This window comes from Brevundimonas sp., from assembly GCF_041648615.1.
In the GTDB taxonomy this organism is placed as follows: domain Bacteria; phylum Pseudomonadota; class Alphaproteobacteria; order Caulobacterales; family Caulobacteraceae; genus Brevundimonas.
Map to the genome: position 1 here is coordinate 1 of NZ_JBAZOS010000012.1, position 25,920 is coordinate 25,920.

Annotated in this window: 23 protein-coding genes and 3 tRNA genes; 20 read left to right on the forward strand and 6 right to left on the reverse strand. The window is 70.0% G+C overall.

Features of this window, described 5'->3' with window-relative positions:
* Window positions 1-257 precede the first annotated feature (257 nt).
* From WC555_RS06595 to WC555_RS06650, 12 genes are all read left to right on the forward strand, one after another.
* Window positions 258-680 (forward strand): hypothetical protein, encoded by a 423-nt coding sequence (locus tag WC555_RS06595; RefSeq protein WP_373252312.1) that lies wholly within the window; start codon window positions 258-260, stop codon window positions 678-680.
* 52 nt (window positions 681-732) lie between these two features.
* Entirely contained in the window at window positions 733-1,689 is a 957-nt protein-coding gene (glpX, locus tag WC555_RS06600) for a class II fructose-bisphosphatase (protein WP_373252313.1), read from the forward strand.
* Window positions 1,689-3,503 (forward strand): single-stranded-DNA-specific exonuclease RecJ, encoded by a 1,815-nt coding sequence (gene recJ, locus WC555_RS06605; RefSeq protein WP_373252315.1) that lies wholly within the window; start codon window positions 1,689-1,691, stop codon window positions 3,501-3,503. Before glpX ends, recJ begins: the two co-directional genes overlap by 1 nt.
* A 74-nt stretch (window positions 3,504-3,577) precedes the next feature.
* Window positions 3,578-3,652 (forward strand) — tRNA-Glu (locus WC555_RS06610).
* A gap of 114 nt (window positions 3,653-3,766) precedes the next feature.
* A complete protein-coding gene (locus WC555_RS06615; RefSeq protein ID WP_373252317.1) occupies window positions 3,767-4,186 on the forward strand; it encodes a response regulator in 420 nt (139 codons plus the stop codon).
* A 109-nt stretch (window positions 4,187-4,295) separates the two neighbouring features.
* Window positions 4,296-4,865: a cold-shock protein gene (locus tag WC555_RS06620; RefSeq protein ID WP_373252319.1), complete on the forward strand. Its 570-nt coding sequence runs from the start codon at window positions 4,296-4,298 to the stop codon at window positions 4,863-4,865.
* Window positions 4,866-4,895: 30 nt separating this feature from the next.
* Window positions 4,896-5,366 carry a DUF192 domain-containing protein gene (locus WC555_RS06625; protein WP_373252320.1) on the forward strand — a complete coding sequence of 157 codons (471 nt, stop codon included), beginning with the start codon at window positions 4,896-4,898 and terminating at the stop codon, window positions 5,364-5,366.
* A 50-nt stretch (window positions 5,367-5,416) separates the two neighbouring features.
* Window positions 5,417-5,493: transfer RNA gene (locus WC555_RS06630), tRNA-Pro, on the forward strand.
* A 91-nt stretch (window positions 5,494-5,584) separates the two neighbouring features.
* Window positions 5,585-5,890: an ETC complex I subunit gene (locus WC555_RS06635; protein WP_373252322.1), complete on the forward strand. Its 306-nt coding sequence runs from the start codon at window positions 5,585-5,587 to the stop codon at window positions 5,888-5,890.
* 82 nt (window positions 5,891-5,972) lie between these two features.
* Window positions 5,973-6,049: transfer RNA gene (locus tag WC555_RS06640), tRNA-Arg, on the forward strand.
* Between the two features lie 52 nt (window positions 6,050-6,101).
* A complete protein-coding gene (locus WC555_RS06645) occupies window positions 6,102-6,875 on the forward strand; it encodes an exodeoxyribonuclease III (protein ID WP_373252324.1) in 774 nt (257 codons plus the stop codon).
* Between the two features lie 30 nt (window positions 6,876-6,905).
* Window positions 6,906-7,373: a hypothetical protein gene (locus WC555_RS06650; protein ID WP_373252325.1), complete on the forward strand. Its 468-nt coding sequence runs from the start codon at window positions 6,906-6,908 to the stop codon at window positions 7,371-7,373.
* Here the strand turns inward: WC555_RS06650 and metC are convergent.
* On the reverse strand, window positions 7,363-8,535 hold the full coding sequence (gene metC / locus WC555_RS06655) for a cystathionine beta-lyase (RefSeq protein ID WP_373252327.1): 1,173 nt from the start codon (window positions 8,533-8,535) through the stop codon (window positions 7,363-7,365). The two genes, WC555_RS06650 and metC, sit on opposite strands and share 11 nt — an antisense overlap.
* An 88-nt stretch (window positions 8,536-8,623) precedes the next feature.
* Here metC and WC555_RS06660 point away from each other — a divergent pair, with 88 nt between their 5' ends.
* A complete protein-coding gene (locus WC555_RS06660) occupies window positions 8,624-9,739 on the forward strand; it encodes an amino acid ABC transporter substrate-binding protein (protein WP_373252329.1) in 1,116 nt (371 codons plus the stop codon).
* Window positions 9,740-9,767: 28 nt separating this feature from the next.
* Window positions 9,768-11,078: a dicarboxylate/amino acid:cation symporter gene (locus WC555_RS06665; RefSeq protein WP_373252331.1), complete on the forward strand. Its 1,311-nt coding sequence runs from the start codon at window positions 9,768-9,770 to the stop codon at window positions 11,076-11,078.
* A gap of 9 nt (window positions 11,079-11,087) precedes the next feature.
* Here WC555_RS06665 and WC555_RS06670 read toward each other — a convergent pair whose 3' ends face one another.
* From WC555_RS06670 to WC555_RS06680, 3 genes are read right to left on the reverse strand one after another with little or no spacing between them, the layout of a single operon-like run.
* Complete coding sequence (locus WC555_RS06670; RefSeq protein ID WP_373252333.1) at window positions 11,088-11,936, reverse strand: sulfurtransferase; 849 nt, start codon at window positions 11,934-11,936, stop codon at window positions 11,088-11,090.
* A 19-nt stretch (window positions 11,937-11,955) separates the two neighbouring features.
* Entirely contained in the window at window positions 11,956-13,176 is a 1,221-nt protein-coding gene (locus WC555_RS06675; protein ID WP_373252335.1) for a class I SAM-dependent methyltransferase, read from the reverse strand.
* 33 nt (window positions 13,177-13,209) lie between these two features.
* Window positions 13,210-14,673 (reverse strand): deoxyribodipyrimidine photo-lyase, encoded by a 1,464-nt coding sequence (locus tag WC555_RS06680; RefSeq protein ID WP_373252337.1) that lies wholly within the window; start codon window positions 14,671-14,673, stop codon window positions 13,210-13,212.
* A 111-nt stretch (window positions 14,674-14,784) separates the two neighbouring features.
* Here WC555_RS06680 and kdsA point away from each other — a divergent pair, with 111 nt between their 5' ends.
* The 4 genes from kdsA to WC555_RS06700 are packed head-to-tail and all read left to right on the forward strand — an operon-like array spanning window position 14,785 to window position 19,222.
* A complete protein-coding gene (gene kdsA, locus WC555_RS06685; RefSeq protein ID WP_373252339.1) occupies window positions 14,785-15,648 on the forward strand; it encodes a 3-deoxy-8-phosphooctulonate synthase in 864 nt (287 codons plus the stop codon).
* A gap of 18 nt (window positions 15,649-15,666) precedes the next feature.
* Window positions 15,667-17,121: a D-glycero-beta-D-manno-heptose 1-phosphate adenylyltransferase gene (rfaE2, locus tag WC555_RS06690; RefSeq protein ID WP_373252341.1), complete on the forward strand. Its 1,455-nt coding sequence runs from the start codon at window positions 15,667-15,669 to the stop codon at window positions 17,119-17,121.
* Window positions 17,118-18,119, forward strand: coding sequence for an ADP-glyceromanno-heptose 6-epimerase (gene rfaD, locus WC555_RS06695; RefSeq protein ID WP_373252343.1), 1,002 nt, complete (start codon window positions 17,118-17,120; stop codon window positions 18,117-18,119). The genes rfaE2 and rfaD overlap by 4 nt, the downstream gene beginning before the upstream one ends.
* Window positions 18,116-19,222, forward strand: coding sequence for a DUF3089 domain-containing protein (locus tag WC555_RS06700; protein ID WP_373252345.1), 1,107 nt, complete (start codon window positions 18,116-18,118; stop codon window positions 19,220-19,222). The genes rfaD and WC555_RS06700 overlap by 4 nt, the downstream gene beginning before the upstream one ends.
* Here WC555_RS06700 and recG read toward each other — a convergent pair.
* Window positions 19,219-21,306 carry an ATP-dependent DNA helicase RecG gene (gene recG / locus WC555_RS06705; protein ID WP_373252346.1) on the reverse strand — a complete coding sequence of 696 codons (2,088 nt, stop codon included), beginning with the start codon at window positions 21,304-21,306 and terminating at the stop codon, window positions 19,219-19,221. The genes WC555_RS06700 and recG overlap by 4 nt on opposite strands.
* A gap of 83 nt (window positions 21,307-21,389) precedes the next feature.
* Here recG and WC555_RS06710 point away from each other — a divergent pair, with 83 nt between their 5' ends.
* The gene (locus tag WC555_RS06710) at window positions 21,390-21,710 is read left to right on the forward strand and encodes a succinate dehydrogenase assembly factor 2 (protein ID WP_373252348.1); all 321 of its coding nucleotides are present in this window, start codon (window positions 21,390-21,392) and stop codon (window positions 21,708-21,710) included.
* The gene (mfd, locus tag WC555_RS06715) at window positions 21,710-25,177 is read left to right on the forward strand and encodes a transcription-repair coupling factor (RefSeq protein WP_373252350.1); all 3,468 of its coding nucleotides are present in this window, start codon (window positions 21,710-21,712) and stop codon (window positions 25,175-25,177) included. Before WC555_RS06710 ends, mfd begins: the two co-directional genes overlap by 1 nt.
* On the opposite strand, the gene WC555_RS06720 is transcribed toward mfd, so the two are convergent.
* Entirely contained in the window at window positions 25,174-25,920 is a 747-nt protein-coding gene (locus WC555_RS06720) for an SRPBCC domain-containing protein (RefSeq protein WP_373252351.1), read from the reverse strand. The genes mfd and WC555_RS06720 overlap by 4 nt on opposite strands.

The following is a 25,920-nucleotide window of genomic DNA, read 5'->3' on the forward strand; positions in this document are numbered from 1 at the left end:
GGCTGTTCGGGCGGCGCGGCCTTGGCGGCGCGCGGCCGGGGCGGCTTGGCCGAGGTCGGGCGGCCGGACTTGCGCGGCGGACGGGGGGCGGTCGTCTCCGGAGCGGGGGCGGGCGGAGAAGTCGGACGCTTGGCCATGGGGAGGGCTCCGGAGGTCGTCGGGATCGGTCGCAAGGGTCGCGCGCGCCCTTCCGCCTGCCGCGATCATGGCATATGACCGCCCCTGATATGAACGCACCAATCCGGAAAATCGCAGCGATGACGGCGGCGGTCCTGCTGACGGGGGGGCTGACGGCCTGCGCCGGCGCCTTCAACGCCGAGACCGACGCCAGTTCGCCGGTGGCGCCGCGGGTTCAGGCGCTGGTCGATGCGAATCGCGAATACCCGCGCTGGGCCGACTTCCCCAGGGTGACCGAGCCCGTGCCGGAGCCCGTCGCGATCGCGGCCCAGGTCAATACGTTGCGGGTGACGGGCGGCGGTCTGGCGGGCGAGGTCTCGCGCATCGACTGGCAGGAGACGGGCGATCCCGCGGTCTTCGCGGCCGAGGTCCAGGCGCGGCTCAATGCGGTCACGGTCGCACCCGTGACGGCCGAGACCCAGGCCGAGATGGAAGAATTCATCCGGCGCACCCGCGAACGCGGTCGCGCCCCGCCGCCGGTGGATCGCCGCCCCGCCCAATAGAACAGTCGCCCGGACGGCAGAATCCGGGGATCATCGTCCAAGGAGAACGCCCATGGCCGCTTCGGCTCCCTATGCTTCCACGCTTGCCGCCGACGCCGCGCGGGTGACCGAGCTGGCCGCCATCGCCAGCTATGCCCAGATCGGCCGCGGCGACGAGAAGGCGGCGGACCAGCTGGCCGTCGACGCCATGCGCACGGCGCTGAACGCCCTGGATATCGACGGCAAGATCGTCATCGGCGAGGGCGAGCGCGACGAGGCGCCGATGCTGTACATCGGCGAGAAGGTCGGCACCGGGAAGGGCCCGGCCATCGACATCGCCCTCGATCCGCTGGAAGGCACGACCCTGACGGCCAAGGCCATGGCCAATGCGTTGTGCGTGCTGTCGATGTCGCCGGGCGGCGGCATGCTGCATGCGCCCGACACCTATATGGACAAGATCGCCATCGGCCCGGGCTTCGCCCCGGGAACGGTCGATCTGGACATGAAACCCCAGGACAATGTCCGCTCGCTGGCCTCGGCCAAGGGGGTGAGCCCGTCCGACATCACCGTCTGCGTCATGGACCGCCCGCGCCACGCCGAGTTGATCGCGGCCCTGCGCGAGGTCGGGGCCAAGGTGGTGCTGATCACCGACGGCGACGTGGCCGGCGTGATCCACACGGCCGAGCCCGAGACGGGCATCGACCTGTATCTGGGCTCGGGCGGGGCGCCGGAAGGCGTGCTGGCGGCCAGCGCGCTGAAATGCGTCGGCGGCCATTTCCAGGGGCGGCTGATCTTCCGCAACGACGACGAGCGGGAGCGGGCGCGCAAGACGGGCGTCACCGATTTCGACCGCAAATACGACCTGCACGAGCTGGTGTCGAAGGACGCCATCTTCGCCGCCACGGGCGTGACCAAGGGCGCCATGCTGGACGGGGTCAAGGTCGCCGGCGGCTTCGTCTCGACCCATACGCTGGTGATGGATTCCTCGACGCGGACGGTCCAGCGCATCCGCACCATCCGGCCCCTCTGATGGCCGACGGGGGCGCGGTCCCGGACTTCGGGTCCGCGTTCCTGGGCGTGTCCCGCTCGCTGTCCGGCCGGGCGTGGCGGCAGAGGCCCGCCGAGGCCGGGCTGATCCGCAGCCATATGCAGACCCTGGGTCTGGAGGAGCCGCTGGCCCGGGCGCTGGCGGCGCGGGGCGTGCGGGCCGACCAGGGCGCGGACTTCCTGCAGCCGACGCTGAAGGCGCTGTTCCCCGATCCGTCCAGTTTCATGGACATGGACGCGGCGGCCGAGGCGATTCTGGACGCCCTGCAGGCGCAGGTCCCCATCCATGTCTTCGCCGACTATGACGTCGACGGAGCGTCGAGCGCAGCCCTGCTGGTGCGCTGGTTCCGGGCCGTGGGGGCGGAGCTGCCCATCTATGTGCCGGACCGGATGACCGAGGGGTACGGCCCCAGCGCGCGGGCCTTCGACACGCTGAAGGCCTCGGGCGCCGAACTGGTCATCACCGTCGACTGCGGCGCGGCGGCCAATGAGGCGGTGGCCCATGCGGCGGCGATCGGACTGAAGGTCGTGGTCATCGACCATCACATGATGCGCGAGCATCCGCCGGTCTGCGCCGCCGTGGTCAATCCGAACCGGCCGGGCTGCAACTCGGGGCAGGGCAATCTGGCGGCGGCGGGGGTGGTGTTCGTCCTGCTGGCGGCGCTGAACCGCGAGGCGCGGCGGCGCGGCATGTTCGCCGATGTGAAGGAGCCGGACATCCGCCAGTGGCTGGATCTGGCGGCCATGGGGGCGATCTGCGACGTCACCGGCCTGACGGGTTTCAACCGGGCCCTGACCAGCCTCGGGCTGCGGCGGATGTCGGAGTGGAGCAATCCGGGCCTGCGGGCGCTGCTGGCGGCGGCCGGGGTCGAGCCGGGGCCGGCCAAGTCGAACCATGCGGGCTTCATCCTCGGGCCGCGGATCAATGCGGGCGGGCGGATCGGCAGGTCGGACCTCGGCGCGCGCCTGCTGTCGACGGACGATCCCGCCGAGGCGGCGGCGCTGGCGCAGGAGCTGGACGCCCTCAACATCGCCCGCCGCGAGGTCGAGCGGCAGGTGACGGATCAGGCCACGCGGATGGTCGAGGCGACCGGCGCCCATGCCGACGGCTCGGCCGTGGTGGTGATCGAGGGCGATGACTGGCATCCGGGCGTGGTCGGCATCGTGGCCGGGCGGCTGCGCGAGCGCTGGCGCAAGCCGGTGGTGGTGATCGGCGTCGATGCGGTCAACGGCGTGGGCAAGGGCTCGGGCCGGTCGCAGCCGGGCATGAACCTGGGCAAGGCCGTGCAGGCCGCCTGGGAGACCGGCGTGCTGATGGCCGGGGGCGGGCACGCCATGGCGGCCGGGCTGACGGTGCGGGCCGCCGACATCGGCCGGCTGCGGGACTTTCTCAATGAGCGAATGGCGGGCGAGCAGGCGGCGGCGGATGCGCTGGACCTGGTCGAGATCGACGCCCTGATCGATCCGGGCGCGGCGACGCGGGCCCTGTTCGAACAGTTCGAGCAGCTGGCGCCGTTCGGACCGGCCAATCCCGAGCCGTTGTTCGCCCTGGAGCATGTGGCGGTGCGTGACGCCGTGGCCATGAACGGCGGCCATGTCCGCTGCCGCCTGGTCGGGGCCGACGGGGCCTCGGTCAAGGCCATCGCCTGGCGCTGCGCCGACCTGCCGGGGGGGCAGTCGCTGCTGGCCGGGCAGGGCGGGCTGAGCGTGGTCGGGCGGCTGAAGGCCGACGACTGGAACGGCCGCAAGGGCGTGCAATTCGAGATCGAGGACGTGGCCGATCCGCGGATGGTGTGAAGGCGATGCAAATGGGCGGTGAAGGGGTTGCACGCCCCGGAATCGGCGGCTATATCGCCCGCTCTCCGCGCAGCGGTCCCTTCGTCTATCGGTTAGGACGTCAGGTTTTCAACCTGAAAAGAGGGGTTCGACTCCCCTAGGGACTGCCAGCGCGGAGCCTTCCCCTTTTTCGCTGTCGACCCGTCGCGGCGCCGGGCCTTTCATGGTCTGGTGCGTTGGAACGTCGCGTCCGGCGGTCGGGCGAGGGAAGCCGGTTGATCCAGATGTCCGAAAATCCGACCTCGACGCCGCCCCGCGATCCGCCTCCGGGCGGCGGACTCGAGGCCATATTGATGGTTGAGGATAACGCCGAGGTCCGGCTGATGGGCGCGACCCTGCTGGAGGAGGCCGGATTCGCGGTTCATCAGGCCGGCGACGCCGATGAGGCTTTGGCGCTGGTCCGGGAAGGCCTGGCGTTCGACCTGTTGTTCACCGACATCATCATGCCGGGCGAGATGGACGGGGTGGCCCTGGCCGCCGAGGTGCGCCGGCTGCGGCCCGGGACGCCGGTGCTGCTGACAACCGGCTGGGGCGATCGCGCCGAGAACCGGGACGGGCTGGAATTGATCGGCAAACCCTATCGCAGCCTGGACCTGACGCGGAAAATTCGCGCCGTTCTGGACCCGCCGGAAAGCCCGGTCTGACAGGGAAAAGGCAACTCCGGCGGGAAACCGGGGTTTTTTACTTTTCCGGCCTTCACAGAACCGTGTTAAATAAGCGCCGTCCGCAAGGGTCGCGGGCAGGGGGAAGGCTGTGTCTGACTACGAGGGCGTTGGGACGATTGCCGCCGCGGTGCGTATCGCGGGGCGGGTGAAGTGGTTCGATCCCGGCAAGGGATACGGCTTTATCGTGCCTGACGATCCCAGCCTGACCGACATGAAGGATGTGTTGCTGCACATCTCCAGCCTGCGCGACAGCGGGCGGGATACGGCGCCGGAAGGCGCGCCGATTACCTGCGACGCCGCCCGGCGCCCCAAGGGCTGGCAGGTCACCGAGGTGCATGACCTGGGCGAGGGCGATCCCGATCTGGCCCCGGCGCCCCGGCGCAGCGGCTATGAGGGCCTGAGGCAGCAGGAAGCGTCGCGGGTCGCCGAGGGCGCGTCCGGAGGCGCTCCGTTGGAGATGGCCGTCGTAAAATGGTTCAATCGCACCAAGGGCTACGGATTCGTGGTGCGCGAAGGCGCGCCGGGCGATATCTTCGTCCATGTCGAGACGTTGCGCCGCTGCGGCCTGGATGATCTCCTGCCCGGCGAAACGGTCGCGGTGCGGTTCGCCGAAGGCCCCAAGGGGCTGGTGGTCGCGGAAATCAGGCCGGGCGGATGATCCATCCGCCCCGATGAGGGTGGATGCGTGATGCTACGTCGTGGAATACTGGCCGTCCTGTCCACCGCCGTGTTGCTGGCCGCCTGCGCCGGCGCGGGGACGCCCAAGGACGCGAATGGCAATCCGCTGGAAGCCCTGACCATCACCACGGCCAGCGGCGAACACCGCTTCATGGTCGAGATCGCGGACGACGAGGCCGAGCGTCAGCGCGGACTGATGTTCCGCGATCCGCTGGCCGACGACCGCGGCATGCTGTTCCAGTTCCCCGACGTGGCCGAGCGCGGCTTCTGGATGCGCAATACGCCCAGTCCGCTGGACATCATCTATATCGACCCGCGCGGGCGGATCGTCTCGATCGCGAAGAACGCCACACCGCAGTCGGACACGGTCATTCCGTCGAACGGGCCGGCCAGCGGAGTGCTGGAACTGCGGGCCGGGCGGGCCGATGAGATCGGAGCCAGGGCCGGCGACAGGGTGCGCCACCCCTTCTTCGCAGAATAAGCAGACCGGGCGCGTTGCGGCGCGGCGTCGAGTGTGTCAAATCCCGCCGCCGGAGTGTAGCGCAGCCTGGTAGCGCATCTGGTTTGGGACCAGAGGGTCGGAGGTTCGAATCCTCTCACTCCGACCAATATTCTAGAGGCGCTATCGCTCGCGACGCGGTCGCTCGCTGCTTGAGCGCATTGTATGAGGCGTCGTCGCCTCGCCAGATGAGAACCGCCATGCTCGCCCGCATCTACCGCCCCGCCAAGACCGCGATGCAGTCGGGCAAGGCCAAGACGATGGACTGGCGGCTGGAGTTCGAACCGGCGTCGGCGAGGACGATCGATCCGCTGATGGGCTGGACCAGTTCGTCCGACATGAACGGCCAGGTGCGCCTGACCTTCGATACGGCCGAGGAGGCGGTGGCCTATGCCGAGCGGCACGGGATTCCGTTCAGACTGCACGAGCCGCAGGACCCGCCGGTGATCCTCAAGGCCTATGCCGACAATTTCGCCACCTATCGCAAGGTGCCGTGGACGCACTGAACCTTGTTGCGGCTACCGCGCTTCGCGCTACTTGAGCCGCGCTGTTGTTCGGCCACCACGCTTCGCGCTAGTGAGCCGTCGGGCGCCCATAGCTCAACCGGATAGAGCACCCGCCTTCTAAGCGGGATGTTGCAGGTTCGAGTCCTGCTGGGCGCGCCATCCCTGAGTCCGCCGAACCTGAACCGCGCCGTCGCCCGTGCATTGAGGGGCGATGCGGATCGCGACCTTCAACATCAACGGCGTCAATACGCGGCTGCCGAACCTGCTGGCGTGGCTGGATGAAACGCGGCCGGACGTGGCCTGTCTGCAGGAGCTGAAGGCGACCGACGCGCAGTTCCCCGCGGCGGCCATCCGCGACGCCGGCTATCACGCCGTGTGGAAGGGCGAGCCTCGCTGGAACGGGGTGGCGATCCTGTCGCGGGGCGGCGAGCCGATGGTGACGCGACGCGGCCTGCCCGGCGACGATGGCGACGACCAGAGCCGCTATATCGAGGCGGCGGTGGACGGCGTGCTGATCGGCTGCCTGTATCTGCCCAACGGCAATCCGCAGCCGGGACCGAAGTTCGACTACAAGCTGGCCTGGTTCGAGCGGCTGATCGCCCATGCGGAGGGTCTGCTGGCCAGCGGGGCGCCGACGGTGCTGGCGGGGGACTACAATGTCGTGCCGACCGAGGCGGACATCTACAACAGCCGCTCGTGGAAGAAGAACGCCCTGCTTCAGCCGGAGAGCCGCGCGGCCTGGGCGCGGCTGCTGGCGCAGGGCTGGACGGACGCGCTGCGGGAGCGGTTCCCGCACGATCCGCCCCCGTGGACCTTCTGGCAGTATTTTCGCCAGGCGTGGGAGCGGGACGCCGGGCTGCGGATCGACCACCTGCTGCTGAGCCCCTCCGTGGCCGGGCGGCTGAGCGACGCGGGGGTGGACCGGGAGGTGCGGGGGCAGGACCGGGCCAGCGACCATGCGCCGACCTGGATCGTGCTGGACTGAACCGCGGCGCAGCTTGACCGTTGAGAACGCATGGCGCGCGCACTGAAGGTCTTCTCATATTCCGACGGCTTCCATTCGTGGACCGTGGCGGCGACGTCGCGGGCCAGGGCCCTGGAAGCCTGGGGCGTCAAGCGGGACCTGTTCAAGGACGGTTCGGCGGTGGAGGCGGCGGAGGGCCCGGACCGGGAGGCCGCGCTGCAGGCGCCGGGCGAACTGATCGAACGGGGGCTTTCCGTCGACATCGGCAGGGTGGAGAAGACCCGGGTTCCGAAACCGCCGAAGCCGCGCGGGCCGAGCGCGAAGGATCAGGCGCGGGTCGAGGCGCTGGAGGGCGAGCTGGCGGAACTGGACGCGGCCCGGGCGGAGGAGACGCAGGCGCTGGAGGCGCGGCGGACCGGGCTGGAGCAAGAGGCGGCGGCGCTGGCGAAACGGCAGGCGAAGACGGCGGATGCGCTGCGGGCGAAGCTCAGGGCGGCCCGGGCGAAACTCAGCGGTTAGCGATCCGCCAGGCGGCGAGGCCGGCTTCGAGGTCGGCGATGAGATCGGCGGGCGCCTCGAGGCCGATATGGAGGCGCAACAGCTGGCCCGCCAGAACGGGGGGTGTGTCGCGGAAGGCGAGCTGGCCGGTCTCGTGGGTGATCAGGCTTTCGAACCCGCCCCAGGAATAGCCGAGGCCGAACAGTTCGAGCGCCGACATCAGGGCGTGGGCGGCGGCCTCGTCGCCCCCCTGCATGACGACCCCGAACAGGGAGGCGGCGCCGGTGTAGTCGCGGCGCCAGAGGTCGTGACCGACCGAGCCCGGCAGGGCGGGCCAGAGGATGCGCGCGACCTCGGGGCGGGCCTGGAGCCAGGTCGCCACGAGGGCGGCCGACCGGGCCTGTTCCTCGTAGCGCAGGGGCAGGGTGCGGGCGCCGCGCAGGGCCAGCCAGGCCTCGTCGGCGGAGACCCGCCAGCCGAGATCCTCGATCGTTTCGAAAACGGCGCGGCCGACCTGGGCGTCGGCGAGGGCGATGGAGCCCATCAGCAGGTCGGAATGGCCGCCGACGTATTTGGTCACGGCCTGGACGCTGACGTCGACGCCGTGCGCGAGCGGGCGGAAGGCGAGGCCCGCGGCCCAGGTGTTGTCCATGACGGTGCGGATTCCGCGGGCGCGGCAGGCGGCGGCGAGGGCGGGAACGTCCAGCATCTCGAAGGTCAGGGAGGCGGGCGACTCGATCAGCAGGACGCGGGTGCGGTCGCCCAGCCGGGCGAGGATGTCGTCGGTCGAGGCGTCCGGCGTGTGGAACACCGTGGTCACGCCGCGCGCCTTCATGTGCCGGGTCAGGAAGCGGCGACTGGGGCCGTAGAGGGCGTCGCTGGTCACGACCTCGTCGCCGGGGCGGAGCAGGGCGGTCAGGGGCACGGTGACGGCGGCGAGGCCGGAGGGGACGAGGAAGGCGGCCGCCGCATCCTCGAGCTCCGCGAGGGCGGCGCGCAGTTCGCGGGCCGCGCTCAGGTCCTCGATGCCGTAGACGGGGCCGAGCGCGCCATCGCGCATGGCCGCGGGTGTGTCGTTAAGCAGGGTGGAGGCCCGCTCGACCGGCGGGGCGACGCCGCGGCGGCCACGGCCGCGCCGGGTGGCGGAGGCGATCAGTCGGGTGCGGTCGCTGCGGTCGGACATGGGGGCCGTGGCAAGACTTGCGGTTCGGTCTGCAAAAGCCTCTAAAGCGAGGCGGGGCGCAAGGTCTGACAGACTTCGGCGAGGCGGCATGAAGGCAGGTGCGACGGGACGGTGGACGGCGGCCGCGACGATCGCGGCGGCGGCCCTGACGCTGGCCGCCTGCGGACGCGGCGAACGCGAAGCGGGCGGGAGCGCGGGCGATGCCGCCGGCTCGGAGACCGCCACCGCCGCGCCCGCCTTCGCCAGTCCGACCCTGGCCGCCATCAAGCGGCGCGGACGGCTGAACTGCGGCGTGCATGAGGGGCTGGTCGGCTTCGCCTATACGGACAACCGGGGACAGTGGCGGGGCTTCGACGCCGACTTCTGCCGCGCCCTGGCGGCGGCGGTTCTGGGGGATGCGAACGCCGTGCGCTTCGTGCCGCTCGTCAGCAGCCAGAGGTTCGAGGCGCTGCGCAGCGGACGGGTCGACGTGCTGTGGCGCTCGACCTCCTGGACCCTGTCGCGGGAAGCCAGGGAGGGCGTCCGTTTCGCCGGGATCAACTATTACGACGGTCAGGGCTTCCTGGTGCGGCGGTCGCTCGACCTGGCCAGCGCCACCGAGCTGAACGGCGCGCGCATCTGCGTACAGCGAGGCTCGACCTCGGAGCTGAACGTATCCGACTGGTTCCGGTCGCGCGGCCTGGAATATACGCCCGTCGTCACCGCCAATGAGGAGGCCGCCCGCGCGGCCTACGGGCGCGAGGACTGCGACGCCTTCAGCGCGGACATTTCGGCGTTGGCGGCGGCGCGCACCACCCTGTCGAACCCCGAACAGCACGCCATTCTGCCCGACGTCATCTCAAAGGAGCCGCTCGGGCCGGCGGTCAAGCGCGGCGACGAGGCGTGGACCTCCATCGTGCGCTGGACGCTGAACGCGGTGATCATGGCCGAGGAGGTGGGCGTGACGCAGGACAACGTCGATCAGCAGGCCGAGGATTCGCGCGATCCCCAGGTCCGGCGCCTGCTGGGCGTCGAGGGCGATTTCGGATCCATGATCGGTCTGCGCAAGGACTGGGCGAAGTCGGCGATCAAAGCCGAGGGAAACTATGGGGAAATCTTCGCCCGCAATGTCGGGGCGGATTCATCGCTCGACCTGACGCGCGGGCTTAACGCACAATGGAATGCAACGCCGGGCGGCCTGATCTACGCCCTGCCCATCAGATAACGACATCGGCCGCGAGCCGGGGGGACGCATGGAAACGACGAAAAAGGGCGGCGTGCCGCTCTATCTGTGGATGCTGCTTGGCTTTGCGGTCGGCCTGGGCGGCGGGCTGTATGTCAACCAGAACGATCTGGTGGTCTTGCCCTGGGTCATGGAAATCATCCAGGCGGTCGGTCAGATATTCCTTCGTCTGCTGTTCATGCTGGTCCTCCCGCTGCTGTTCGCGGCTCTGGCGGTCGGGGTGGCCGAGATGGGCGACCTGAAGTCCCTGGGCCGCGTCGGATTCAAGACGCTTCTGTTCACCGTCCTGGTGTCGGCGATCGCGGTCGGCATCGGCCTGGGCATGGTCAACTATTTCCGCCCCGGCGACGGGGTCGATCCGGTCCTGGCCCAGCAGCTGCTGGCCCAGGGCGCCGCGGGCGCGTCCGCGATCGTCGGCAATGCGCCGAAGAGCATAGAGGCGGGCCAGTTCTTCCTCGAAATGATCCCGTCCAACGTCTTCACCGCGGCGGCCGAGAACCAGATTCTGCCGGTGATGATCTTCGCCCTGATGTTCGGCATCGGCATGGTCATGGCCAGGAGCCCCGCCACCGACGCGCTCCAGAACGCCCTGCAAGGCCTTCTGGAAGTCATGATGAAGCTGATCAATCTGGTCATCAAACTGGCGCCCATCGCCATCGCGGCCCTGATGTTCAACCTGTCGGCCGTGTTCGGCTGGGAGCTGCTGGAGCGGCTGGGCGCCTATGTCGGCGTCGCCGTCGGGGCGATGGCGATCCACATGTTCATCGTCTATCCGCTGCTGGTCTGGATCTTCGGCGGCATGAACCCGCTGAAATTCGCCAACGGGGTGCGCGAGCCGTTCGTGGTGGCCTTCTCGACCGCCTCGTCCAACGCCACCCTGCCCATCGCCATCAAGGCGGCGGAAGAGAAGCTGAAGCTGCCGCGCCGCATCTCGCGCTTCGTGCTGACCGTCGGGGCCACCGCCAACCAGAACGGCACGGCCCTGTTCGAAGGGGTCACGGTGCTGTTCCTGGCCCAGTTCTTCGGGGTCGACCTGAACCTGCAGCAGCAGCTGGTGGTGATGCTGGTCTGCATCCTCGGCGGCATCGGCACGGCGGGCGTGCCGGCCGGGTCGCTGCCGGTCATCGCCCTGATCCTGACCATGGTCGGGGTGCCGGCCGAGGGCATCGGCCTGATCCTGGGCGTCGACCGCTTCCTCGATATGTGCCGGACCACGCTGAACGTCACCGGCGATCTGGTCGCCGCGACCGTGGTGTCGCGAGGAGAAGAAGACGTGCCCGCCGATGTGGCCGGACCGGAGCCGGTCGCGCCGCCGGCCTGACTGGTTCTTTCAGGGGGCGGTCACCGGGGTGTCGGACCGGCCGCCCCATTCGGCCCAGCTGCCGTCGTAAAGGCGCGACGGTCGGCCCAGAACGGCCAGGCCGAGGCTGAGGATGGCGGCGGTGACGCCAGAGCCGCATGTGGTGATCGCGGGGCGGTCCAGGTCGACGCCCGCGTCCCGGAAGGCCTGTTCCAGCGCCGGACCCTGTTTCATCGTGCCGTCGGCGTTCAGCAGGGCCGGGAAGGGCAGGTTCAGCGCGCCGGGCATATGACCGGACCGCAAGCCGGCGCGGGGTTCAGGCTCGCGGCCCTGGAAGCGGCCGGCGGAGCGGGCGTCGAGGACCTGATCTCCCGCCTCAAGCGCGGCGCGAACCTCGGCGAGGCCGGCGACGACCTGGGCGACGACCCGGGCGTCGAGGCGGGGCGAGAACACGGTCGGGATCGCGGCGGCGGGCGGCCCGCTCTCGACCGGACGGCCCTCGGCCAGCCATTTCGGCAGGCCGCCGTCCAGCACGCGGACATTGTCCGCCCCCATGACGCGGAACATCCACCAGGCGCGGGCGGACGAGCGGATGCCGACCGTGTCGTAGACGACGATGGTGTCCTGATCCGAAATCCCGAGGGCGCCCATGCGCGCGGCGAAGGCGGGCGCCGCGGGCAGCATGTGGGGCAGGGGGCTGTCCGGATCGGAACTGGCGTCGAGGTCGAAGAAAACCGCGCCCGGAAGGCGGGCCGCCTCGAAATCCGGCCGTGCGTCGCGTCCGTCCAGATGCCAGCTGGCGTCAAGGATCCGCAGACCGGGATCGCCCAGACGCGGGGCCAGCTCTGCGGTGGTAATCAGGGGCGAAAGAGCGGTCATGTCAGAGTCCGGCGCGCGATCAGCCGCGCGCGAGGACCAGCTGTATCACGTCGGTCCGGGCCGACCGGAAACCGGCCTCGCAATAGGCCAGATAGAAGCGCCACAGCCGCCGGAACCGCTCGTCGAAGCCGCCCATGCGGCGGATGTCGCCCCAGGCCGTCTGGAACCGTTCGTCCCAGAGTTTGAGGGTGTCGGCATAGTCCTGGCCGAAACGCTCCACGTTTCGCCAGTCCAGCCCGGCGCGGTCGATGACGGGCTTCAGCGCCTCTTCGGAGGGCAGCATGCCGCCCGGGAAGATGTATTTCTGAATGAAGTCGGTGCGCTTGTTGTAGCCGCTGAACAGGGCGTCATCGATGGTGATGATCTGAAGGCCGGCCTTGCCGCCGGGCTCGAGCACGTCGTGGATCTTGCCGAAATAGGCCGGCCAGTATTCCTGGCCCACCGCCTCGAACATCTCGATCGAGGCGACCCGGTCGAACCGGCCCTGGACGTCGCGATAGTCGATCAGCTGGATGTCGACCCGTTCGGTCAGGCCGGCGTTGAACATGCGCTGGCGGGCGAAGTCGAACTGCTCCTGCGAGATGGTGACGCCGGTCACCCGGGCGCCGATATCCTTCGCCGCGAACTCGGCGAAACCGCCCCAGCCGCAACCGATCTCCAGCACCGACTGACCGGACTGAAGGTCCATCAGTCGGGCGAGGGAAGCGTATTTCTCGCGCTGGGCGGCGTCCAGCGCCATGCCCGGCCGGGTGAACCGCGCCGACGAATAGGTCATCGAGGCGTCCAGCCAGGAGCCGTAGAAGGCGTTGCCCAGATCGTAGTGGGCGTGGATGTTCTTCCTCGACCCGGAGCGGCTGTTGCGGCGGCGCTTGTGCGACAGCCAGTTGACCGCGCGCATCAGCGGATTGCCGTCGGCCAGCCGCTGGATGTGGTCATAGTTGTGGGCGAAGGACTCCAGCAGGGCCGCCAGCTGCGGGCTTTCCCATTCGCCGGCCATATAGCCCTCGGCGAACCCGATATCGCCGGAGGCGAGCACGCGGCGGGCGAAGCGGTAATCCTTGATGTCGAAGACCGCGGTCGGGCCGGGGCGGGGGCCGTCCAGCTGATGAATTTCACCGTTGGGCAGAAGGACGGTCAGCCGGCCGAAGGTCCAGTTCGAGGCCAGCAGGCGAAGCAGGAGGGCGAACCCGCGCGGGGTGCGGGCGGCGGTCTGGATGCGCTCGGCGGTGACCGACGTCATGGGCGTGACTGTCCGACGGAGGACGGACGGGCGTCAATCCCCCTCGACGTCCCGGCCGGCGACAACGTGTTTGAGGGCGTCGAGCGCGCGGGCGCGAGCCTCTGCGTGGTCGACGAGGGGGCGGGGATAGTCGCGGCCGAGGCGCAGGCCGGCCGAGGCGAGGACCTCGGGCGGCGCGGTCCAGGGTGCATGGAGCCAGCGATCCGGCAGGCGGCCGAGTTCTGGAACCCAGCGGCGAACGTAACGGCCGTCTGCATCGAATTTCTGCCCCTGTATGACCGGATTGAAGATTCGGAAGTACGGTGAAGCATCGGCTCCGGATCCAGCGACCCACTGCCAATTCTGAACATTGGAGGCGAGGTCGGCGTCCACAAGGGTGTCGTGGAACCAGCGTTCGCCCTCGCGCCAGTCGATCAGCAGGTGTTTGATCAGGAAGGAGGCGACGATCATCCGCACCCGGTTGTGCATGAAACCGGTCGTCCAGAGCTCGCGCATGCCGGCGTCCACGACCGGATAGCCGGTGCGGCCGCGTTTCCAGGCCGAGAGGCCGGCGGGGTCCTCGCGCCAGGGCATGGCGTCATATTCGGGGCGGAAGGCCGCAGCCGTCATCTGCGGGAAGGCGTGCAGCAGGTGGGCGGAGAAGTCGCGCCAGCCGATTTCGGCGACGAACTTTTCCGCCTCTGCGGCGGGAACGCGGCCTTCGGCGACGGCGTCGCGGGCGGCGTGGAGGGCGCGCCAGGGGCTGATCTCGCCGAAATGCAGGTGGGGGGAGAGGCGGCTGGTGGCGGGCTCGGCGGGCCGGTCGCGGCCGACGGAGTAGGACTTCAGGCCCCTGGCGACGAAGGTCGACAGGGCGGCGTCGGCGCCGGCCTCGCCAGGCGTCCAGTCGAAGCCGCCGGACCAATCGGGCCGGGTCGGATGCAGGGCCCAGGCCTCGATGGCGTCGGAGGCCAGGCCGGCCGGCGTCGACAGGGCTTGCGGGCCGGCGGTGGGCGGCGGGGCCTCGGCCGCAGCGAGCAGGGCCTTCAGGAAGGGAGTGAAGACCTTGTAGGGCTGGCCCGCGCCGTTCAGGACGCCGCCGGGCGCGCGCAGCAGGGCGGCGTTCCAGCCCTTGCAGTCGACGCCTTCGGTCTGAAGGCCGTGGGCGATGTCGGCGTCGCGGGCGAAGGCGTCGGGCTCGAACAGCCGGTTCATGAACACGGCGCCGGCGCCGGTGTCCTCGATCAGGCGCCGCAGTTCGGCTTCGCTGTCGCCGCGGCGGAGGATCAGGCGCGAGCCGCGCTCCCGCAGCGACGCGTCGAGGGCGCGCAGCGACTTGTCGAGCCACCACAGGGACGCGGCGCCCATCGGCCGGACCGTGGAGCCCGGGTCGAGGATGTAGACGGGGATGACCGGTCGTCCGGTCGCGGCGGCATGGGTCAGGGCCGGATTGTCGGCCAGCCGCAGGTCCTGGCGGAACCACAGGATGACGGGTCGGTCTTCGGCCTCGGTGGTCATGCGTGCGGGCTCCGTGATAGCTTGCGAACCTCAACGTCCGACGCCACCTGATCGCCGCATGAGTGCGGCATCGACCGCGCGTCGCCAAGCCGCAAATCCGGGAAGCCTGTCTTGTCCAAGCCCAACGCCGTCATCGACATCACGCAAGGCCTGAAGCGCCCCGTCAGCATCGGCGGCGGTCAGCGGATCGTCTTCATCGCCGGGCCGTGCCAGCTGGAGAGCCGCCAGCACGCGCTGGAAATGGCCCATGCGCTGAAGGAGATCGGCGAGCGGCTGAACGTCGGCGTCATCTACAAGACCAGTTTCGACAAGGCGAACCGGACCTCGGCCAGCGCCGCGCGCGGCTTCGGCCTGGAGGGCTCGCTGCCGATCTTCGCCGAGATCCGCGAGGTCACGGGCCTGCCGGTGCTGACCGACGTGCACACGGAAGAGCATTGCCGCATCGCCGCCCAGGCCGTGGACGTGCTGCAGATCCCGGCCTTCCTCTGCCGCCAGACCGACCTGCTGCTGGCCGCCGCGGTGACGGGCAAGGTCATCAATATCAAGAAGGGCCAGTTCCTCGCGCCCTGGGACATGAAGAACGTCATCGCCAAGGTCGTCGGCGCGGGCAATCCCAACGTCATGGCCTGCGAGCGGGGCGCCAGCTTCGGCTACAACACCCTGGTCTCGGACATGAGGTCGCTGCCGATCCTGCGCGAGATCGGCTGTCCGGTGGTGTTCGACGCGACGCACAGCGTGCAGCAGCCGGGCGGGCAGGGGACGTCGTCGGGCGGGCAGCGCGAGTTCGTGCCGGTGCTGGCGCGGGCCGCCGTGGCCGTGGGCGTCGATGCGGTGTTCATGGAGACGCACCAGGACCCCAACAATGCGCCGTCGGACGGGCCCAACATGGTGCCTCTGGACCAGTTCGAGGCCCTCGCCGCCGACCTGATCGCCTATGACGACCTGACCAAGGCGCGGATGGCGAAAGCCGCCTGAATCCGATAGGCCAGACTCATGGCTGGACGGACGCTCGATCTCGGGGAACTGCAGGCGCTGCTCGAGCGGGTGCGCGGGCTGAAGATCGCCTGCGTCGGCGACCTGATGCTGGACCGCTATGTCTATGGCGAGGTCAGCCGGATTTCGCCCGAGGCGCCGATTCCGGTGCTGCGCATGGGCCGGACCGTCGCCATGCCGGGCGGCGTCGGCAATGTGGCCCGTAATGTCGCCGCCCTCGGGGGCGTGGCGCGGCTGGGCGCTGTGGCGGGACAGGACCCGGCCGGCGACGAGCTGGCCGCGCTGATTGCGGCGGAACCCGGCATCGAGGACGCGGTCGAGCGGCGCGCCGGCGTGGCCACCATCGTCAAGACGCGCTTCGTCGCGGCCGGCCAGCAGCTGCTGCGGCTCGACGAGGAGGCTTCGGCCTTGATGGGAGATGAAAGCGACGCCTTTACGGGTGCTTCCGTCTATCTGCTGTCGGATTACTCCAAGGGCGTGATCAGCGATCTGGTGATCGCCCAGGCCCTGTCCGCGGCGCAGAAGAGCGGCGCGCCGGTGGTCGTCGATCCCAAGGGCCGCGACTTCGCCCGCTACGGCGCGGTCGATCTGATCAAGCCGAACGCCAGCGAACTGGCCGCGGCCACGGGCCTGCCGGTCGAGACCGACGCCGAGGTCGAGGCGGCGCTGAAGGCTCTGTTGCACGCCACCACGGCCCGGGCGGTGGTGGTCACCCGGGCCGGCAAGGGCATGAGCCTGATGCGGCGCGGCGAGGCGGCGAAACATTTCCCCGGCCGGGCGCGCGAGGTGTTCGACGTCTCCGGCGCCGGCGACACCGGACTGGCGGCGCTGGGGCTGGCGCTGGGCGCGGGGGCGTCGCTGGAGACGGCGGTGGAGTTCGCCATCCTCGCCTCGGGCGTGGTGGTCGGCAAGGCGGGGACGGCGGTGGTCACCCCGGCCGAGCTGATCGACGCCGAGATGAGCCAGCACGCCGCCGGGGCCCACGCCAAGGTCATGCCGCTGGAGGAGCTGGCGCATGTCGTCGAGGGCTGGAAGCGGCAGGGGCTGAAGGTCGGCTTCACCAACGGCTGTTTCGACATCCTGCATCGCGGCCATGTCGCCTATCTGGCCCAGGCGCGGAGCTGGTGCGACCGGCTGGTGGTGGCGCTGAACACCGACGCTTCCGTGCGGCGGCTGAAGGGCGAGGGGCGGCCGATCAACGATCTGGACAGCCGGGCCGTGGTCATCGGCGGGCTGCAGTCGGTGGACCGGGTGACGGCCTTCGACGAGCCGACGCCGCTGGCCCTGATCGAACGGCTGCGGCCGGACGTGCTGATCAAGGGCGCGGACTACACCCGCGAGGGCGTGGTCGGGGGCGATCTGGTCGAGAGCTGGGGCGGCGAGGTCCGGCTGGCCACGTTCGAGGACGGCTATTCGACGACGAAGACGGTCGAGAAGATGAAGGGCGAACGATGATCCGGCGCATGATCGTGGTGACGGGCGGGGCCGGCTTCATCGGCTCGAACATCGTCGCGCGCCTGTGCGCCGAGGGCCGGCGCGACGTCGTCGTGGTCGACCGGCTGGAGACGGCCGATCTGGGCAAGTGGAAGAACCTGGCCAAACACGCCATCGCCGACTTCTGGTCGCCCGAGGAGATGTTCGACCAGCTGGAGCGGAACGCCGAGCGGATCGAGGCCGTGGTCCATATGGGCGCCATCTCATCGACGACAGAGCCGGACGCGGACCTGATCCTGCACACCAATTTCAGCCTGTCGCGGGATCTGTGGGCCTGGTGCGCCCTGCGCGACGCGCGGCTGATCTACGCCTCGTCGGCGGCGACCTACGGCGACGGCGGTCTGGGGTTCGAGGATCAGGACGATCTTCGCTCCCTGTCTGCGCTGAGGCCGCTAAATGCCTATGGCTATTCGAAATATCTGTTCGATCAATACGCCGCGCGGCAGGCTCAGATGCGGACGGCGCCGACACAGTGGGCGGGGCTGAAATTCTTCAACGTCTATGGGCCGAACGAATACCACAAGGGCGGGATGAAGTCGGTCGTGGCCCAGATCTGGCCCGAGGTTCAGGCCGATCTGCCGGTGGTGTTGTTCCGCTCGCACAATCCCGCCTACGCCGACGGCGGCCAGATGCGCGACTTCGTCTTCGTCGATGATGTGGTCGACATGGTCGAGTGGCTGCTGGAGACGCCCGAGGTTTCGGGCGTGTTCAACGCGGGCTCGGGCCGGGCGCGGTCGTTCCTCGATCTGGCCCACGCGACCTTCGCGGCGGCGGGCAAGACGCCCCGGATCGAATACATCGACACGCCCGAGAGCATTCGCGACAAATACCAGTATTTCACCGAGGCCCGGATGGAACGCGTGCGCGCCGCCGGCTTCGGCGGGCAGGCGACGCCGCTGGAAGAGGGCGTGCGCCGCTATGTGCAGGACTTCCTGGCCACGGTGGACCCGTATCGATGACCCGGCCGCGGCTGACCTTTCGCCAGTGGGTCGGCTGGACCGGCCTGACGATCATCCTGGTGCTGGCCGCCGCGGTGGCGGTCTGGCGCGGGGATATCCTGCGGGCGGGACTGGATCCGCAGGTGCCGTTCCAGACCTATACGCCGCCGCCCGCGCCGGACTACGGCGCGCCGGCGGCCTGGGCGTTGCGCGAGGCGCGGACGCCGGGGGCGGGACCGGCGGCGATCTTCTTCGTTCACTCGACGACCTATGACGGCGGGGCCGAATGGAACGGGCCCATCGGCGACCGTGACGCAGACGCGTATCTGAGCCGGGTGGTCCTGCCCAACTACGCCGGGCCGTTCGCGCGGGCCGGGGCGATCAGCGCGCCGCGCTACCGGCAGAGCAGCCTCTACACCCGCCTGACGCTGCGCGAGGATGCGCGCGAGGCGCGGGCCTTCGCCTGGGGAGACGCCGCGGCGGCGTTCGACATCTGGATCGCCAACCATCCGACCGGGCCGATCGTGCTGGCCGGGGTGGAACAGGGCGGAGACATCGTCGAACGACTGGTGCGCGAGCGCGTGGCCCCGGATCCGGTGCTGCGGCGGCGGCTGGTCGCGGCCTATCTGATCGATGTGGTGGCGGCGGCGGATGGCCTGTCGCCGCAGGTTCCAGCCTGCGGACGGCGCGATCAGGTCGGCTGCGTCGTCGGCTGGTCGCCGGTGGGCGAAGGCAATGACGGGGCCGCGCGGCGGCGGCTGCGGCGGGCGCTGGTCTGGGATGCAAGGGGACGGCTGGTCGATCTGGGCGGGCGGCCGGCCCTGTGCGTCAATCCGGTCACCGGCTCGACCGACACCGGCCCTGTGGCGGCGCGGTTCCACAAGGGGGCGACCAACGCCACCGGGCTGGAATGGGGCGCGCGACCGGCCCTGATGGCGCGCGAGATCGCCACCCGGTGCCGCAATGGACTGCTGCGTCACACGGAGCCGACGACGGAGTCCTTCCGCGAGACAGGCAGCTGGGCGGATCGAAGAAAATCCCGCCCTTACAATCTATTCTACGGCGATATTGAAGCTGATGTTCAGGCGCGGCTGACGGCCTGGCAGGCGCGTTCGCCGGCCTAGTCAATCCCCGGGCGGTCGTTGCGCCAGTCGAACAGGGCCTCCAGAACCTTGACCGCCTCGCCGCGCGGCGAAGTCAGGTCGGGATCGCGGCCCAACACCAGACGGGCGTCGTCGGCGGCGGTCAGCATCAGGGCGCGGTGCCGGATCGGGTCGGCGAAGCGGTAGGCGGGGAAGCCGCTCTGCTTCAGGCCCAGCGGATCGCCGCCGCCGCGCAGGCGGAAATCCTCCTCGGCGATCTCGAAGCCGTCCTCGGTGCGCCGAAGCGTTTCGAGGCGGAGACGCGCCGTTTCGCCGAGCCCGTCGTCGCCCCCGCCGTACAGCAGGATACAGGCGCTGGCCTTGGCGCCGCGACCGACGCGACCGCGCAACTGGTGCAGCTGGGCCAGGCCGAAGCGGTCGGCGTGCTCGATGACCATGATGGTGGCGTTGGGCACGTCGACGCCGACCTCGACCACGGTTGTGGCGACCAGCAGGGGGATGCGTCCGTCGGCGAAGTCGGCCATGACGGTCTCGCGCTCGGCCCCCGGCATCTGGCCGTGGGCGAGGCCGACCTCGACCTTGAGGATCCGCCGCAGGTCGGCGGCCCGGGCCTCGGCGGCGGCGAGGTCGGAGGCCTCGCTCTCGGCCACCAGGGGACAGATCCAGTAGGCCTGTGCGCCGCTGTCGATGGCGGCCTTCAGCCGTTTGGCCACTTCGCCGATGCGGGCCAGGGGCAGGACGGCGGTGGTGACGGGGGTCCGACCCGGCGGCTTCTCCATCAGGCGCGACACCTCCAGTTCGCCGTACTGGGTCAGTTCGAGGGTGCGGGGGATGGGCGTCGCGGACATGGTCAGCAGGTGGACGCCGCCGGTGCGGGGGTCGCCCTTGGCCTGGAGCCGCTGGCGCTCGTTGACGCCGAAGCGGTGCTGTTCGTCGATGACGGCGAGGGCCAGCCGGTCGAAGCGGACGGCGTCCTGGAACAGGGCGTGGGTGCCGATGGCCACCCGGGCCTCGCCGGAGGCCAGGGCGGCGAGGCGGGCGCGGCGCTCGGCGGGGGTGTCGCGGCCCGTGAGGAGGACGGCGCTGACGCCGGCGGCCTCCATCATCGGGGCGATGCGCTGATAGTGCTGGCGAGCGAGGATCTCGGTCGGGGCCATCAGGGCGGACTGGAAGCCGGAGGCGGCCGCGTCGGCCAGGGCGAGGGCGGCGACGGCGGTCTTGCCCGAGCCGACGTCGCCCTGCAGCAGCCGGCCCATCTGTTCGCCCGCGGCGAGGTCGCGGCGGATCTCGGCGATGGCCTGATGCTGGGCGCCGGTCAGCTGGAAGGGCAGGGACTGCAGCAGGCGGGCCGAGGCGTCGCCGGGATGGATCACCGGCGCGGGGGTGATCTGGCGGGCGCGGCGGCGGCGGGCCAGGGCCAGCTGGTGGGCGAACAGTTCGTCATAGGCCAGCCGCTGGCGGGCAGGCGCGTCGGGCTCCAGATCGGGCTCGGCCTCGGGCGCGTGCAGGCGTTCGAGGGCGGCGCGCCAGCCGGGCCAGCGGGTCTTCGCCAGCCAGGCCGGGTCCTGCCATTCGATCAGATCCGGCGCGTGCTGCAGGGCGACCTGGACCAGTTTGCGGATGACACGCGACGACAGGCCCTGGGTCGCCGGATAGACGGGCTCGATGGCGGCGATGTCGCCGGCCTGTTCAGGGGTGAAGATGTCGGGGTGGACGATCTGCACCTCGCTGTTGAACCGCTCGACCTTGCCCGAGACCAGCCGGGTCTGGCCGCGCGGCAGCAGGCGGTCGATGTGCTGGGCCGAGCCGCCGAACCAGATCAGGTGGACGAAGCCCGTGGCGTCGGTCGCCCGGACCTTGATCGGGGCCCCCGGTTTTGGCGGGACGATCAGGCGGTCGATGACGATCTCGAAGACGCCGACCTGACCCTCGACGGCGTCGGCGGCGGTCATGGGGCGGCGGACGATCAGGCCGGACGGAGACAGAAACAGGACGTCGCGCACCAGCGGGCCGGCCAGTTTCTGGACCAGCGGCAGCACCTTGGGCCCCACGCCCTTCAGGGTGGAGACCTCGGCGAACAGGGGAAAGAGAATCTCTGGCCGCATGCGGCGACAGCATAGCTGGCGAAACGGCGGGGGGAACGCTATCTGACCCGTCCTGTTTACTGACCGACCGGGCAAGGAAGCTTGTGGCCGATATTGATGCGCGTCCTGAAGAGGCTTCCGCCCGCGAGCGGCTGGGCCGGATCGTGTTCCGGGCCTGGCGGCGCGGTTTCCGCGAGGCCGATCTGGTGCTGGGTCCATTCGCGGATCGCGTCGGTCCAACCCTGACCGAAGGCGAACTGGACTCCCTGGAGGCTCTGCTGGCCGAAGACGACGATCACCGACTGTACGCCTGGATCATCGGCAGCGAGCCGACCCCGGCGGCGCACGACACCGCCGTGATGGGCAAGATCCGCGACTTCATGCGCGACCACGTCGCCGCCGCCGTGGCCGAGGGCGCCGGTTGATGGATGGCGCCATCCCCACGCGGGGCGATCAGGAGCTGGGCGGCGCGCCCGAGGGACTGGACGCGCTGACCGTCGCCGAACGGCTGAGGGGCGCGGGCGGCGTCGGCGTCTTCGTGGCGCGCGACTACGCCCGCATGGGTGAGTTCGTGCAGGCGTTCGGTTTTTTCGCCCAGGACATTGAGGTCATTGAGTTTCCGGCGTGGGATTGCCTGCCCTATGACCGGCTGAGTCCCTCGTCGTCGGTGTCGGCCGAGCGGATGGCGGCCCTGACCCGGCTGGCCCGGCTCCACCCGACCGAGACCCGTCCGACCCTGGTCGTGACCACCATCGGAGCGGCGATCCAGCGGACGCCGCCGCGCGAGGTGACCAGCGGGGCCGGCTTCCAGACCACGGTCGGCCTTGATCTCGATACGGCGGCGCTGGAGCGGTATTTCGCGGCCAACGGCTATATGCGCGCCTCGACGGTGTCGGAGCGTGGCGAGTTCGCGGTGCGCGGCGGGGTCATCGACGTCTATCCGCCCGGCTTCGAGGAGCCGGTGCGGCTGGACATGTTCGGCTCGGAGCTGGAGTCGATCCGCACCTTCGATCCGGCGACGCAGCGGTCGACCGGACAGAGGCGCGAGGTGTCGCTGGCGCCCGTATCCGAGGCGCTGCTCGACGCCGAGAGCATTTCGCGATTCCGCACGGGCTATCTGAGCCTGTTCGGCGCGGCGGGCGACGATCCGCTGTACGCGGCCATCAGCGAGGGCGCGCGGCGGCAGGGCATGGAGCACTGGCTGCCGTTGCTCTATGAGCGGCTGGAGACGCTGTTCGACTATCTGCCCGACGACGCGAAGGTGTTTCTGGACAACCAGGTCGAGGCCGCGCGGGCGGAGCGCTGGACCCTGACGCGCGACGCGTATGAGGCGCGTCGGGACGCGGCGATGAGCCGGAAGGCGGGGAGCGGCGGGTCGGCCTACCGCGCCCTGCCGCCCGAGCGGCTGTATCTGGACGAGACGGAGTGGAACACCGCCCTCGCCGGGCGCTGGGTGCGGCGGCTGTCACCCTTTCACGGACCGGGTGAAGACGCGGGCGGACGGCTGGGGCGCAGCTTCGCGGCCGAACGGGCGCAGGACAGCGTCAATCTGTTCGAGGCGGTGGCGCGCCACGCAGAGGCGGTCAAGGCGGCGGGCAAGCGGGTGCTGTTCGCCTCCTGGACCGAGGGCTCGTCCGAACGGCTGGCGGGCATGCTGGCCGATCACGGGCTGGAGCATGTCGTCCCCGTGCGCGACTGGACCGACGTCCAGAAGGCGCCGAAGGACCTCTATCTGCGCGGGGTTCTGCCGGTCGAGCACGGGTTCGAGACGGCGGACATCGCGGTCATATCCGAGACCGACATCCTCGGCGACCGGCTGGCGCGGCCGCGCAAGAAGCGGCGGGCGTCGAACTTCCTTGCCGAGGCCTCGGCCCTGACGACCGGCGATCTGGTGGTCCACCTGGATCACGGCATCGGCCGCTATGAGGGGCTGAAGACGCTGGAGATCCAGCAGGCGCCGCATGACTGTCTGGAGCTGGTCTACGCCGGCGACAGCAAGCTGTATCTGCCGGTCGAGAACATCGATCTGTTGACCCGCTATGGGTCGGACGCCGACGGGGCGCAACTGGACCGGCTGGGCGGGGCGGGCTGGCAGGCGCGCAAGGCCAAGGCCAAGGCCCGCCTGCGCGACATGGCCGAGGGGCTGATCGCCCTGGCCGCCAAGCGGTCGCTGCGCACCTCGGATCCCATCACGCCCCCGCACGGCCTGTTCGACGAGTTCTGCGCCCGCTTCCCCTATGAGGAGACGGACGACCAGCTGAACGCCATCGGCGACGTGCTGGAGGACCTCGGCAAGGGCACGCCGATGGATCGGTTGATCTGCGGCGACGTCGGCTTCGGCAAGACCGAGGTGGCCCTGCGGGCGGCCTTCGTGGTGGCGATGACGGGGCAGCAGGTGGCCATCGTCTGCCCCACCACCCTGCTGGCGCGGCAGCATTTCAAGACCTTCAGCGAGCGGTTCGCCGGCTGGCCGGTCACGGTGCGGCACCTGTCGCGGATGGTGACGGCCAAGGACGCCGCCGAGACGCGCGCGGGGCTGAAGGACGGATCGTTCGAGATCGTCGTCGGCACCCATGCGGTCTTGAGCGAACAGGTCGGATTCAAGGACCTGGGCCTTGTTATCGTTGATGAAGAGCAGCATTTCGGGGTCAAGCACAAGGAGAAGCTGAAGTCCCTGCGGGCCGATGTTCACCTGCTGACCCTGACGGCGACGCCGATCCCGCGCACCCTGCAGATGGCGCTGTCCGGCATCCGCGAGATGTCGATCATCGCCACCCCGCCGGTCGATCGCCTCGCGGTGCGGACCTATGTCACGCCGTGGGATGCGGTGCTGGTGCGCGAGGCCCTGCTGCGCGAGAAATACCGCGGCGGTCAGGCCTATTATGTCGTGCCGCGCCTGAGCGACCTGCCGGAGATCGAGAAATTCCTGCGCGAGCAGGTCCCCGAGATCAAATTCGTGGTCGGCCACGGCCAGATGTCGCCGACCCAGCTGGAAGACGTGATGAGCGCCTTCTACGACGGCAGCTACGACCTGCTGCTGTCGACGACGATCGTCGAGAGCGGGCTGGACGTGCCGACGGCCAACACCCTGATCGTGCACAAGGCCGACATGTTCGGCCTGGCCCAGCTGCACCAGATCCGCGGCCGGATCGGCCGGGCCAAGGCGCGGGCCTTCGCCTATCTGACCACCCCGCCGAACAAGCCGATGAGTCTGTCGTCAGAGCGGCGGCTGCAGGTGCTGCAGTCGCTGGACAATCTCGGCGCCGGCTTCCAGCTGGCCAGCCACGATCTCGACCAGCGCGGCGGCGGCAATCTGCTGGGCGACGAGCAGTCGGGCCACATCCGCGAGGTCGGGGTCGAGCTGTACCAGCAGATGCTGGAGGACGCCGTGTCGGAGCTGCGTCTGTCGGGCGAGGGCGGCGGGACGGTCGACCGCGGCTGGTCGCCGGCCATCAATGTCGGCGCGGCCGTGTTGATTCCAGAGGAATACGTCCCGGACCTGAACGTTCGTCTGAGCCTGTATCGCCGCCTGTCCGACGCCGAGAATTCGGAGACGCGCGAGGCGCTGGCCGCCGAACTGATCGACCGGTTCGGGCCTCTGCCGGACGAGGCGAAACAGTTGCTGCGGATCGTCGGCATCAAGGCCAACTGCAAGACGGCCTGTATCGAACGCATCGACATCGGGCCCAAGGGCGCGGTGCTGACGCTGCGCAACAACGCCTTCCCCAATCCGATGGGGCTGGTCGGGCTGATCCAGAAGAACCACGCCTTCTGGAAGCTGCGGCCCGACCAGAAGATCGTGGTCAAGGGCGAGTGGGACACGGCGGCCGAGCGGCTGAAGGTGGCCGAGCGCATCACCACCGATCTGGCGAGGGTGGCGGGCGCGGCCTAGCTCTCGTGCGGGGCGGCGTTCTCGAACCGCTCGTCCCACCACGCCTTCCAGCGGCCCTCCAGATCGGCGAAGGCGGCGTCGGACAGGCCGTAGGTGGTCAGGGTCAGCATGGTCGAGCCGCGGGGGCGCTTGTCCTCCTTCGGCGGACTGTCCAGCACCACCAGCAGGCCGTCGCCCCAGCCATCGACGGTGACGCCGATCTGGTGGCGGGCGACGAACCAGACCTGACCCGCCGCGTCCGCGTCGGGACCCAGCGGCATCGCATAGGGCTCTCCGGGCGCCGGGGCGGCGTCCAGGCCGAGCACGGACCGGCCCAAACCATCCGCGCGCGGCGGGCCCGAGAAGAAGAGGGTGCGGCGCGTCTGGCCAGGGTGGCGGGCGAAGGCGAAGGCCAGCTGCTGTGTGAAGGAAATCCAGCCCTCGATCATGCCGTCGAAGACGTCCGACCAGTCGCCGGCCGGGGCGGAGCGGACCACCCGGACGAGGCTTGTCCCGTCGCCCGTGGCCTCGACCTCGTAGCGGTCGTTGACGCCGACGAAGGTCACGGTCCGGCGCGCCTCATCCGCCTCGGCGTGGGTGACGAAGATGAAGTCGATCTCGTCCTTGAGGGTGTCGGCGTCCCAGCCGAACCAGTTCTTGATCTGCTGCGGATCGCGCAGGGCGGCCCAGACCGCGTCGGCGGGGGCGGGCACGGTGACCTCGACGAGGACATGGTCTTCCATGGGCTGAGACGCTTCGGTCAT